The following is a 13376-nucleotide window of genomic DNA, read 5'->3' on the forward strand; positions in this document are numbered from 1 at the left end:
ATTGGAATTGGAATGAGTAATATTGAAATAGCTAGCCCCTGGCAAGACTAAAATTTTGGGATCTTATTATGGGCATAAACTAGAAGCGATTTTCAATTGGTGGTTTATTGTAATAAAAAAATAATCCACTTATTTTCATCCCTATTTTAAGACACACTATTACTGTATCTTACCCATATATTTTTTCAAGTAAAAATTAGTATTTTTTGACATACAAAATCACAAATAATTCGTTTACTACAGCCGGATTAAAACAATTTTAAAGAATATTTTTATATTTATTTATATTAATTCCAAACAAATGCAATTCTTTGTATTTTTTTTCATAAATATTTAATACTTTAGCTGTATAATTGAAACAAATGGGCATACTTCTTAAACCTATTGATGTAGTAGAAGATATTTCACAAGAAGACTTTCGTGAAAAATATTTAAAACCATGTAAACCAGTGGTAATCAGAAACATGGCAAAAAACTGGCCTGCCTATCAAAAATGGACGATGGAGTACATGAAGGAGGTTGTAGGCGACGTGATTGTTCCTTTATACGACAGTGCCAAGGCTGATCCTGCAGCTCCCATCAACACTCCAACGACTAAAATGCCGTTTAGTGAATATGTTGACCTTATCCAACGGGAACCTACCGACCTTAGAATTTTCTTTTTCGACCCTATCAAATTTGCGCCTAAATTGCTGGATGATTATGTTCCGCCAAAGAATCTGATGGGTGGATTTTTAGATAAATATCCGAGTATGTTTTTCGGAGGAAAAGGTTCTGTAACGTTCCTTCATTATGATATAGACATGCCTCATATTTTCCATACTCATTTCAATGGTAGAAAGCATGTTCTTCTTTTTGAATATAAATGGAAAACACGTCTTTATAAGCTTCCTTATGCAACTTATGCACTGGAAGACTATGATATTTCAAACCCTGACTTTGAAAAATTCCCGGCATTGGATGGCATCGAAGGAATTGAATGTTATCTGGAACATGGAGATACATTATTTATGCCTACTGGCTGGTGGCACTGGATGAAGTATCTGGACGGATCTTTCTCTATTTCTCTTCGTGCCTGGGACAAAAGTTGGGCTGTAAAAGCACATTCTCTTTGGAATCTTACTGTTCAACGTAATTTTGACAACTTCATGAAAGGACGGTATAAGAAAAGATATATGGACTGGAAAGAAAGAAAAGCCGTGGAAAGAGCTAATATTGCCTTAAAAAAAGGACTTCCTAAATAAAAAAATTATTGTCAGGTTGAAAGATTTTTCTTTCAACCTGTTTTTTTATACAATCTATTTCATATAAAGAGGAGTCATAAAGTTGTGGATGAAGGTCTATGTTTAATGAAAACCTCCCCTGCAAATGATTTTATGCTCATCATTCTGCTCATTTTATTTTTATACATCGCAATTAAAATTTAATTAAATTGCATAGTGAACCCGTTCCCTTAATACCTGATGTATGTTCGAAAAATTGATTGATAGCTTTGAGAAGCTATGTCTTCAGATTATTATTGAAATATTGCTGGTACCGGTAACCATTTTCAAATTATTTCAGGATACCCGTCGCTGTTATGACTTGTCTGTACATGAAATGGAAAAGGAAGAACCTGAGCGCTTTCGTGATTATCTGTCACCCATTAAGCTTTCAGTCTATACTTCAGTGATCGTTTCTGTACTTCTCATGGATTATGGCGGAGAACAAAACTTTATATCCAAGATCAAGGGGCTAAGTATGGTAGAAAAGGCCTTATTCATTTTCCTGATGAATAATTTTACAGCCGTTGTTTTCAGTGTAATATTATTATGGTACAAAAAGGAAAAAGTAAACACAGTTACCTTTCGCACACTGCTTTTTTCCTTTATCTATACCACTGTTTACACCTCTACTCCATTTTTCATCCTGATTCTCTCTACTATGTTTTTAGGACAGACAATCAATGTACAGTCTTATTTGGATCATCTTGCAAAATTGGCAGAGTCAGGAGCGTATACCTCCAGAGATCATATCTTCTTTATTGTTTTCTTTATATTTATTGTAACAGGAATTATTGGGCTGATAAAATTGTTCAGGGCTTTGCATCATATTTTACAGGAAAACTTTCGTTATCATCCTTATGTGGTATGGATTTTCACCTTATTGTTTTTTCTTATACAGATCTACTATGCGAGAGGATTCATTTGAGAAATTCCTGTATTTTAAGTGCTTTTGCGGCGAATAAGTGTATTTTAATGGAAAGGTTTACTCTAAAAATGCAATGTTAGAAATAGCTTTACAATCATTGATTTTACAAAATAAAAAATACACACAAATAATTGATTTACAATAAAATAAAATCAACAAAAAGACTATATCTAAACATTATTTTAAGATTTTTTTAACAAACACACCAGTCTGTTCATATTTTATTTACATTTGTGAAAAACAATAATCAATGTCTCGACCTCGCGAAAGAATAGTAAGCACTTCTATGCTTTTGTTTCACAAACAAGGCTATAACCGTACTGGTATCAATCAGATTATTGAAGACGCCAAGGTATCGAAGGCAAGCTTTTATCAGCACTTCAAGTCAAAGGACGATCTATGCATTGAGTTTCTCAACAACAGATATGATTATTGGGTTTCTGAGCTTGAAAATTTTATATCTGAAGCGGAAAATCTTGAGGAAAAAATACTGAGATCATTTGATTTTCTTATGTATATGAACGAAAAAGAAGACTTCCGGGGCTGCAGCTTCCTGAATCTTCTCTCTGAAATACCTGCTGATCAATTGGATATCCATCATGTTCTCCGCTATCATAAAAATAAACTGCGGGAGTTCTTCAATGAAGAGATTAAGGATGAGCATACAGCATCCCATATCTATCTGCTTTTTGAAAGCTCTATACTGACCAGCCAGCTTTATAGATCCAATGAATTAATCGAAACATCTAAGACCGTTATAAAAAATATACTCAACCTTTCACACTAAGGAAGAATTAAATATACTCAAGTAAAAAGCAATTAAAAACTATGCAAAACTCTACTTTCTTGCAGAAGACTCATTCTGCAGTGTTCAGGCTATGCCTAATCGGAAGTACCACCATCACTTCACTACTCTATTCTCAGACCGGTGGTGCAATAGGAATAAATACTCCTAATCCGAAAGCTACATTGGATATTAATGCCAAAACAGATGGAACTTCACAGACAGAGGGTCTTATGATCCCTCGTCTTACCGGAGATCAGATCCAAACAATGACAGCAAGCATCCTGCCCGGAACGGAATCTCTGATGATCTATGCAACAGCCTCTCCTGTTTCTCCTACTGCAAAGGTCTCAAAAATCACTCAGCCAGGTTATTATTTCTGGAATGGTACCAATTGGGAAAGTATGGGTGTAAATTCTAATATCTATACCGCAGATGGCTCTATCACAACACCTTTAGCATCAAGAAACGTGGATCTTAATGGCAAGAACCTTGTTTTTTCCGGAACAGGAAGTGTAGGAATTGGAACCGCCCCGTCAGGATCTGCAAAACTTGACGTTGCCGGAACCGTGAAAGCCAGTGCCATAGATTATAATTCTGATGAGAGACTGAAGCAAAACATCACAGAAATAAAATCTTCTGGCGAAATAGTCAATAAGCTAAGGCCAGTTTCCTACTTCTGGAATGAGACAGGAAAGAAGAAAGGAGGAAATGCACAGTTGCAATATGGCCTTGTCGCCCAGGAGGTGGAAAAAATTCTTCCCAACATCGTAAGTACCGATAATGATGGATATAAATCCGTAAACTATAACGAACTGATTCCTTTATTGTTGCAAACCGTTCAGGAACAGGGCCAAAAAATCGACGAATTACAGAAAGAAGTACAGCAGTTGAAAAAGTCAAAATAATCATCGAGGAAATCGATTTTTGACCTATTCATTGCAATCAGGGGTTGAGATTTTGTCTCAACTCATTATTAATCTTGTAATTCAAAGAACATGAAACTCAAATTATATTTCATACTGCTCTTTCTAATAAGCCAGAGTATTTTGGCGCAGAATAACTATTACTGGGTGGGCGGTCCCGGTAACTGGACAGATCTTAATCACTGGCGTATAGGCTCATCATCAGGACAAGCCGCCACTATTATTCCTTCCCGCTATGATAATGTTTATATCAATTCCGGAAGTGGTTTTACTTCCAGCGGAGGTATGCTTACTATCCCATCAACAGCTACCTGTAAGGATTTCATCATCGATGATTCATTTAACACAAAACTTAGCTTTCCGGCAGGAAGTGTTTTTAATGTGTATGGAAATCTGAAATGGAAATCCAATGCTGGTGCTTATTATAACCTGACTATGAATTTGTTTTCGGACAGCTCAAATCCGATCCCAAACCTCATCGATGTTGATAACATGATTGATCCTTTATACGTTAATGGAGGATATCAATCGTCTTTTAATCTTAAAGGAAACGGAACTTTCAAGCTTGTGAAAAATTTTGCCAGCAACGGATTTTTTTTATTCAACATTAGCGATACTGCCTTTCTGGATACAGATCATAAAAACATAAGTTCTTTGATGCTAACCCACAGCTCTACGGCAGCATCCAATTTTAGGTCTTCTACAATAACTACTTCCAATTCAATGACGTTCAACTCGTCTGCCAATCTTACCCAGGCTACTCTTACTTTTGCTTTGTTGAATATACAAACGACTCAGGATATAAAAAAAAATACTCCTTACTTTTTCAGGATTTGCCCAAATATCAGGTGGAAATCTACTGACTATTGATGAAGTTGCAGGAGTAGGAACTTCCGGGGGGAGTTTTACAGGAAATCAATTTAACATTAATAAATTCAATTTATATGCCTCTATACTCAACGCTAATTTGCTTAAGGCTAATGATATAGTAATTGGCGATGGAAGCGCTGAGATGACAGGATCCCGCTTTGAGATCAAAAACATGACCCTTGGTAAGGGAAACAATATTTTGCGTACATCACAATTTGACATCAATAATCTTACCCTGAATGGTGGACAATACAATTTCCGTCAGCCTATAGGTGGCCTTCCTACTTATTTTCAGGTTAATCAAACCCTTATTGCCAATACTCCATGTAACGGAGCTATTCCAAAGTTTGGAGCCTTAGATATTACGTTTCCTGTAAACCTCATTCTCCCGGGTACTCTCAACGGAAATGGAACTGCTTCTTTTAATGGCTATAATTTAATCACTACAAAACTTACCGGAGGAGCTTCTGTAACGGCAGGAATAAATGGTGGAAACAATACAGGAAATATTACGTATCCGGGAATTACAGCAAAAACCTATTACTGGATAGGCGGTGGTGGTAGCTGGAGTGATCCGGCACACTGGTCTTTCACATCAGGAGGATCTTCTGCCAACTGTATTCCTATCATGTATGATGATGTGATCTTCAATGAAAATGCAGGGTTTACAGCTGGAAATAATACGATCAGTAATAACGGTGCAATTGCTTCAGTACGAAATATGACCTGGAATAACGCTCCGGCTAATCCTGTTTTGAATGTAGGCATGAATTTATATGGCAATATTTATCTTCAAAAGGATATGACCGCTCCTGTAACAATGACCTTGCTTAAAAATAATTCAGGAGATCCTGTTGTAAGTCGTTACATGAACTTTGAAGGTCAGAAAGTAACTCAGCTGAGCATCTTTGGTAATGACAATTTCTACCTCCTGCCATCTGGCTCAGGTACTCCTTATGATCTGGAAGTTGGAGGGGTTTTTAATTTTGACAACAATGCCCTGACAAGTAATCTTTATGCAGACGGAAGAAAAATAAAATCCGGAGAATTGTGGTTAGGTGGTAATAGTGTGAATATAGATAATGCCTTGCTTCGTCAGAATATCTTAAATATTCTAGCCAAACAAACCATTACGGCACCTAATACGGCAGTATACACCCAAAACTATAATGGGCGATATTACAATTCAGGAAATACCAATAATTTTTTTGGGAAAGTATACAAAGAGGGAAATAGTGTCGGAGATATACAGCATATGAATACTGAAAATTTTCAGGCTAATGGAGGGGATTTGAGAGTTTTCGGAAACAATAAGGCAAAAAATGTTACTATTAATGCTCTTTCCAATATCAATATGTTTGATAGTAGTACCAAATTTACCATAACGGACAGCTGGATATATAATCGTTCAGACTGTGATCTGGTTGTTAATTTCACTGGTCAGGGCGGAAATAATATTGTTCTGGGAAATAGTATTAATGGTAATGGGTTCGTTGAATTGAACAGAATGAATTTTTCAGGAATTAACGCCAGCTATATCAATCCGGTTGCAGGAGCAAAACCTATTAATGCCAGCAATTCTATAGACAGCGGAAGTAATTCTGGAATCAATTTCATGGACACTACTCCTAAAAACTTTTACTGGAAAGGGGGTCCCGGCACATGGAATGACCTCAGCCATTGGTCTTTGGATCCTACAAGCACAAGAACAACAGCCAATTGCGGCCTCCCTACCATTAATGACAATGTTTTCTTTGATCAGTATTCCGGATTTTCTACAACAGGAATCACCAGTATACAGCTTTCTAATGACGTTTCCGTTAATGATATAACATTCAGTGGATTAACCACCGGCTCAAGATCCCTTTTCTCAGGAAATAGCAACTATTACAAGATCAATGTCAATGGAAATGCAGTTTTGCATGCAGGATATTATGATGCCGGCTACTTCAGCGGGTTTACGTTTGTAAATATTAATAAACCTACAGGTACCTTAAAAAATGTAACTCCCAATGGAGCAACTTCATCCCTTAATTTTGCCGGAGATGCCCAATGGAAAATCAACAGGGGAACTTCACAGTATGATCTTAATGGTAATTCTAGTATTGGACAAACCAGTATTCCAGGAAATATTTTGGATATAAGCGGTACTGTAATGAACATTAATATTGTCAATATAAACGGTTCTCAGCTATTGATGGACAATGCAGATCTTACTGTTAATTCCAGCTTTATCATCAATACCAAACAACCCGTTGTAAACACAGCCAATAGTGTTATCAAGTTAATAAGAAACTTTGGAGGCTCCGATTCTGATATTACATTCAATAATTTAAATCATTATTTTGAAAAGATAGAATACACCAATTCTTCTACCAATACAGATTATATTATCTCTTTTAGCATGCTTGGCGGGGTTATCAATACCTTTATTATTCACTCAGCAACCCATTCAAGACTTGATAAGGTTAACCCATCCATCATTCTTAGAACCCCTATGGCTGTGAATAACCTGACCATTGAGAAAAATAATTTTGTTGCCCTAGACGGCAATCTACAAGTCAACCAGTCATTAAAGATACTGGGAGACTGTTTAGACCGAATTACTTTTGCTTCATCCAATGCACAACCGAAAACCTTACTGCTTCCTAATTACAGTACCAATCCATCCAATTACATAATGGATAAAATACAGTTTAAGGCAATCTCCTCTTCTGGTGGACAAACTTATACTGCTACAGGAAGTACAGATCTTGGAGGAAATAACGGCATAAATTTTCAGGATGCAATTCCCTCCACTTCAAGAAATCTTTACTGGATTGGTGGCCAGGGATTATGGCAAGATCCTCAACATTGGTCATTAAGCTCAGGTGGTGTGCCAGTGGCAGGATGTGATATTCCTACCGCAGCTGATCATGTATTCTTTGATCAGAATTCTGGGTTTACAGCCACTGCAAACAAGATCATGATACGAGGAAACAACTTTTCGAAAGCCAATAATATCACTTTTAATAATGCTCCTCATCAGCCGGTACTGGATTTTGGCATAAATGGCAGTACCCCTTATTATCTGAATGTGTATGGAAACCTGACCCTGCAAAACGACTTAAAAATCATAGTGCCGATGTCAACGTATGGATTAACCCGTAACATCATCATGGCACAGGGAACTTCCACAGGAAGAACACGATATATTGATGCAAAAGGAGCCTATATTTATCTGAATATTAATTCCCAGGATTATTTTGAATTAAAAAGTCCTTATCAGGGAGATATCAACTTTAATAATGCTGCTGGGTTTAAAACCAATGACCAGCCTATGAATCTTGTTAATTTCAGCTGGAATCAAACGGTCAATAATAATCCTGTAGTAGATCTTGGGCAGTCCATCATTACAGGGACAAGAACAAATAGCATTGGTACTTCTAACTATTACGCAGCAGCAATTTCCTATTATAATTTCTATAGTCCTTATTTTTATATTAACTCAGGGAATAATCCAATCACTTTAAATGCATCTGCCGCTAAAGTTAATGTAGGATATCTTACAACCAATACTCCTGATGCAGCCAGCTTTGGTGATCTTACCATCTGGAAAGACGGAACAGTAAATACCGGAACAAAAATCTGGAATTTCAATAAAATGACTTTCCTTGGAAGTTCTGCCGTCAATTCTGTAAGTACGCTGACCTCCGCAGGTAAATATAAAACACTGTACTTCAATCCGGGATCTTATCAGATAGAAAGCAGCCAGACTGTCACCGAAAATCTATTCATGACAGGAACTCCCTGTAACAGAATCTCTGTCATCAAGTCAACAGCGGGCCAGAACACCCTCAATCTGGATCCAGCAGCAGCATACACCATGTTTTATGCATCCATACGAGATATGAACTTTTCCCGTACTGTAAGTGCTTATGGGAATAGTCAGGATTTAGGAAATACAGCTAACCTTACGATTGTTCCTACCAATGTACAGGCAGCAGGATTCGGAGGCAACAAGACCCTCTGTGCTTCGGAATTTCCAAAAACCTATGATGCATCAGCTTTATACGGAACGGATCCCAATGCAACCTATACCTGGACGAAGCTTAATACTCCCAATTCAGGAGTGATGAGTACAAGTCCATTGGTAACATTTACACAGCCCGGAAATTACAGGGTAAATGTCACTTATAGTCAGGACGGATGTAATATTACAGAAAACTTCACCATTTCTTCAATTGCATTGCCCGAAGATAGTAGTACTTCTTCAGCAGCAAGTGCCGCTAAGCAGATTTCCGGAGATATAGAGGTAAAGTTTAAGGGGTCTCTTCCCCAGGCTTATATCTTTACGTATAACATTAACGGAGGTCCTGATCAGGAAATTGCATCTGCGGCTAATGGTGAAGCAATTATTCTTCATTCTAAAGCCCAGGCAGGAACATTTGTTTATCGTCTTAAAAGCATCCGATTTGCCACTGGAGAAGCTTGTCCGGCTGCGATCAGCAATAAAGAGATGATTGTGAATATCAACCCTGACTGCCCTACCCCCGGTGTCATGATGTTGATGGATAATCTTCTCCGAGGCTGCACTTCTGCTATGGGAGCGAGACGCTTATCAGAAGTAAATCCGTCTGTTGTATCAAACCCACCAACGGATGTGGGCGTAACAAGGCTTGTTTCGGGAACAGGAATTGTAGTAAAGGAAGGAAATGAGGTATTTCTGATCCGTAATGCGAATGCTGCCCCTGAATCGCTTACGCTTCCAACAAATAAAACTCATATTCAGGGAGCTATTATTTATCATAACGATCACTTTTACGAAGGAGTAGAAAACGGAAAGTGGATCCGGGTAGATAATGACTAAAATTGCACTTAATTGAAACTGACTAATCGTCACGAACCGCATTGGAATTATTTCAATGCGGTTTTTTTGTTACTTTATATTTTATTTTGATCAAAAAAATCCCTCAGCAACTTTGAACTTTCCTCAGCGGTTTTTAAGTTAACGGTTTCTCCATTTTCATCAGTGGTAAAGTGTCCTTTAAATGCTTCCGGCATTCTGTCATATTGTTCATTCACCTGTTCCAGCAGGTCTTTAAAAGAAGTATACTTATATTTTTCAACAAGAAATGGTAATGCATTTTTCCCTCTCAGTAATTCATATTCCTGATAATTGTAAGGGGTTGTTTGCTCACGTTTTGCCAATGTCCCCTTAAGTTTATTCACAAGCTTTTCAATATCTTTTTCCTCTGAGAACAAAGCCAATCCCCGCAAGGCATAGATTTTCATATCCAGATATCTTTCTTTTTTATAAGCCAGCTCAAAAAATGACTGAAGCTTGGAATAAGTCTGATTATAAAGGAGTTTCAGGATTCTGTTTCGATAATCAAGCTGCTTAGTGGTTGTATAAATTCTGATCAAGCAGTCAAAATTTTCGGGAGTAAGATCACCAGATTCAAGATTATACAATGCGTTCCTAAAATCTATATGTCTCTCATTAAGTTTTTCATCTGATAGAATCTTCGGAAATCTGCTCATCTTATTGGTAAATTTTGATATAGGTTTATTTCTTATGCAAATTGAGAAAAATAATTTAAAACTATGGATAGGAATAGAATTTAATTTTTTCCTAAAGCCTTTTTCTATTGATATAAAAATAAGCATTGATCGCACCTAGCATTTACATTTCAAATACAAGACTCTATTTCTTTCCATGTTAACAAATCTTAAAACAATGTTAATTTTTACTTCAGGTCCCTTTCCAAACAGTCGTTTAATTTTGTTATGATTTTAATCTAATCAAAAGAAAGTGAAGAAAATTTTTACATCCGTTTTGTTTTGTGCTTCTATTTTTTTCTATGCACAAACCGGTACTCTTTCCGGAAACATCAATGACGACACTAAAATTGCCCTGCCGGGAGCTAAAATCTCCTTAAGTCCGGGAACTATTTATACAACCTCTGATGAGCATGGAAATTTTGTTTTCCTGAATGTTCCTCCTGGTAATTATACCATGAAAGTGGATTATCTGGGCTATGGAGCGCATGAATATCATGTAACTGTAGAATCTGAAAAAAATACGCGACAAAACATCGTTTTCGATAAAAAGGAAACAAATATTGCCGAAATCGTAGTTTCCGGAGCTACTTTAAAGAATCAGGCAAGAGCCTTAAACAAGCAGAAAAACAACGCCAATATTACCAATGTGATCTCTTCCGACCAGATCGGACGTTTTCCTGATGCCAATATCGGAGATGCCCTGAAGCGTGTTCCGGGAATTACCATACAAAATGATCAGGGAGAAGCCAGAAACCTTATTATCAGAGGTCTTGCCCCCAACCTAAACTCCGTAACCCTGAATGGTGACAGAATTCCGTCTGCTGAGGGCGATAACCGTAATGTTCAGATGGACCTTATTCCTTCTGATATGATCTCTACCATTGAGGTGAATAAAACCCTAACACCCGATATGGATGCTGATGCCATTGGTGGTTCTGTAAACCTTATCACAAGGGCCTCTCCTAATGGGCAGAGAATTTCTGCAACATTGGCCGGCGGGTATAATCCGATTCGTGAAAAAGGAAATTATACAGCCGGATTTGTATATGGAAACCGTTTTTTAAACAAAAAATTGGGCGCTGTATTTAGCTTTTCCTATAACAACAATAATTTTGGTTCAGATAATATAGAACCTGTATGGAGCCAGGCCAATGATGTAGCAAAGACTGTATATGTGAGCAAAATGGGTGTTCGTCATTATAATGAACATCGTATCAGGCATAGTTTTGATCTTAATATGGATTATGAATTTAATTCTAAAAATAAGATCTATGCTTCCGCCATGTACAACTTCAGAAACGACAAGGAAAACCGTTTTGCATTAGGCTATAAGATAAAACCAGTCTATACTACTGACGAATCCGAGATTACAGGTTGGAAAGGCAGTATCACAAGACAAAACAAGGGTGGAGATTCAGACAATGACAATACCCGTCTTGAAAAGCAGAAAGTTCAGAACTATGCCTTAAGAGGAGAACACCTCCTGGGAACAAAAGTAGATCTTGACTGGTCTATGAACTATGCTACAGCCAGCGAAGACAAACCTCATCAACGGTATATAGAGTTTGAAAACAGTAAGATGAATTTTTCACCGGACCTTAGTGATCCTAGAAAACCGATGTTCAATCTTCTTGCAACAGATAATTTAGGAAGCTATAAATTAAGTGATCTTTCAGATGCCAACAGCTTTACACAGGAAAAGGAGTTTGGAGCCAAAGTGAATGTACGTTTTCCTTTTTCTGTCATTGAAGACCAAAAAGGAAGACTTCGTACCGGTTTCCGTATGCGTTTAAAGGAAAAGGAAAGGGATAATGATTTTTATGCCTTTGAACCCACCAGCAGTATGGGCAGTCTTCTTTCTGTACCCACTGTATATCTTGACGGGAAAAACTTTCAGCCGGGGAATTATATTCCGGGAGCATTCGTTGATCCTGTCTATTTGGGAGGATTGGACCTGTTTAATTCAGGACAATTCAATGGTACGCTGAAACCATCAAAATTCCTTTCCAATAATTACAGTGCAAAGGAGCAGATTTATGCAGGATATATCCGTTGGGATCAGGATTTTAATGATAAGCTCTCCATGATTATAGGGGCTCGTGTTGAAACTACAAAGATTGATTACACCGGAAATTATGTAATGAATGAAAGTGATCTGGTTGGAAAAATCAACAATACCAATACCTACACCAATGTACTCCCCAATCTATCATTCAAGTATGTTCCGGTTCAGGATCTTGTGCTTCGTGCGGCATTTACAACAGCTATTGCCCGCCCGAATTACTACTCACTGGTTCCTTACCTGAATGTAATTTCAGAAGATGAAGTTATTTCAGCAGGAAATCCAAATTTAAAGGCAACATATGCTTATAACTTCGACTTTATGGCCGAAAAATACTTTAAATCTGTGGGGATTCTTTCCGGAGGGATTTTTTACAAAAACCTGAACGACTTTATTTATACCTATTCCAGAAGAAATTATACGGCCAATGATTTTTCCAGTGAATTTGCTGGGCAATCCAATCCTATTCCGGCCGGGGAAAGCAACTGGAAATTTACCCAGCAGCGTAATGGTGACAATGTAGACATTTATGGTTTTGAAGTGGCTTTACAGAGACAGTTGGATTTCATTCCGGGAGCATTCTGGAAAGGCATGGGAGTGTATGTCAACTATACCTATACCAAATCCAAGGCTAAAGGAATTACCAATGAAGATGGTATTGAAAGAACAGATGTAGGTCTTCCGGGAGCGGCCCCTCATATGTTCAACGGATCGCTTTCATGGGAGAACAAACGCTTTTCTGCCAGGGTTTCTATGAATTATGCTTCTCATTATATTGATGAATTAGGAGGAAAGTCCTTTGATGATCGTTATTATGACAAGCAATTTTTCCTTGATGCCAATGCCTCCTATAAAATCACAAGCCAATTAAGAATTTTTGCGGAAGCCAATAATCTTACCAATCAACCGTTAAGATATTACCAGGGAATTCAGAGCAGAACGGCACAGGCAGAATATTACAGGCCAAGATTTACTTTGGGAGTGAAATTTGATTTTTAAC

General features: G+C 37.5%; 8 protein-coding genes. 7 read left to right on the forward strand and 1 reads right to left on the reverse strand.

Going from position 1 to position 13376, the window contains the following annotated elements; all coding sequences use genetic code 11:
* The first annotated feature begins 362 nt into the window (after nt 1–362).
* The 6 genes from SCA31_RS16455 (at nt 363) to SCA31_RS16480 (ending at nt 9619) form a co-directional block, all read left to right on the forward strand.
* Nucleotides 363–1244: a cupin-like domain-containing protein gene (locus SCA31_RS16455; protein ID WP_106916045.1), complete on the forward strand. Its 882-nt coding sequence runs from the start codon at nt 363–365 to the stop codon at nt 1242–1244.
* Between the two features lie 223 nt (nt 1245–1467).
* Nucleotides 1468–2190 (forward strand): hypothetical protein, encoded by a 723-nt coding sequence (locus SCA31_RS16460; protein ID WP_410698035.1) that lies wholly within the window; start codon nt 1468–1470, stop codon nt 2188–2190.
* A gap of 250 nt (nt 2191–2440) precedes the next feature.
* Nucleotides 2441–2977, forward strand: coding sequence for a TetR/AcrR family transcriptional regulator (locus tag SCA31_RS16465; RefSeq protein WP_410698036.1), 537 nt, complete (start codon nt 2441–2443; stop codon nt 2975–2977).
* Between the two features lie 41 nt (nt 2978–3018).
* Nucleotides 3019–3882 (forward strand): tail fiber domain-containing protein, encoded by an 864-nt coding sequence (locus SCA31_RS16470; RefSeq protein ID WP_410698038.1) that lies wholly within the window; start codon nt 3019–3021, stop codon nt 3880–3882.
* Nucleotides 3883–3972: 90 nt separating this feature from the next.
* Nucleotides 3973–4770 (forward strand): hypothetical protein, encoded by a 798-nt coding sequence (locus tag SCA31_RS16475; RefSeq protein WP_410698039.1) that lies wholly within the window; start codon nt 3973–3975, stop codon nt 4768–4770.
* Between the two features lie 172 nt (nt 4771–4942).
* A complete protein-coding gene (locus SCA31_RS16480; RefSeq protein ID WP_410698040.1) occupies nt 4943–9619 on the forward strand; it encodes a hypothetical protein in 4677 nt (1558 codons plus the stop codon).
* Nucleotides 9620–9693: 74 nt separating this feature from the next.
* Here SCA31_RS16480 and SCA31_RS16485 read toward each other — a convergent pair whose 3' ends face one another.
* Entirely contained in the window at nt 9694–10293 is a 600-nt protein-coding gene (locus tag SCA31_RS16485; protein WP_410698041.1) for a hypothetical protein, read from the reverse strand.
* Between the two features lie 271 nt (nt 10294–10564).
* Here SCA31_RS16485 and SCA31_RS16490 point away from each other — a divergent pair, with 271 nt between their 5' ends.
* Nucleotides 10565–13375 (forward strand): TonB-dependent receptor, encoded by a 2811-nt coding sequence (locus SCA31_RS16490; protein WP_410698042.1) that lies wholly within the window; start codon nt 10565–10567, stop codon nt 13373–13375.
* The last annotated feature ends 1 nt before the right edge of the window (nt 13376 follow it).

The organism is Chryseobacterium sp. SIMBA_028, from assembly GCF_046535285.1.
Taxonomy (GTDB): Bacteria; Bacteroidota; Bacteroidia; order Flavobacteriales; family Weeksellaceae; genus Chryseobacterium.

Excerpts from the sequence above, each read along its gene's own strand:
- SCA31_RS16455 (WP_106916045.1), top strand. The coding sequence starts at position 363 with ATGGGCATACTTCTTAAACCTATTGATGTAGTAGAAGATATTTCACAA.
- SCA31_RS16460 (WP_410698035.1), top strand. The coding sequence starts at position 1,468 with ATGTTCGAAAAATTGATTGATAGCTTTGAGAAGCTATGTCTTCAGATT.
- SCA31_RS16465 (WP_410698036.1), top strand. The coding sequence starts at position 2,441 with ATGTCTCGACCTCGCGAAAGAATAGTAAGCACTTCTATGCTTTTGTTT.
- SCA31_RS16470 (WP_410698038.1), top strand. The coding sequence starts at position 3,019 with ATGCAAAACTCTACTTTCTTGCAGAAGACTCATTCTGCAGTGTTCAGG.
- SCA31_RS16475 (WP_410698039.1), top strand. The coding sequence starts at position 3,973 with ATGAAACTCAAATTATATTTCATACTGCTCTTTCTAATAAGCCAGAGT.
- SCA31_RS16480 (WP_410698040.1), top strand. The coding sequence starts at position 4,943 with ATGACCCTTGGTAAGGGAAACAATATTTTGCGTACATCACAATTTGAC.
- SCA31_RS16485 (WP_410698041.1), bottom strand. The coding sequence starts at position 10,293 with ATGAGCAGATTTCCGAAGATTCTATCAGATGAAAAACTTAATGAGAGA.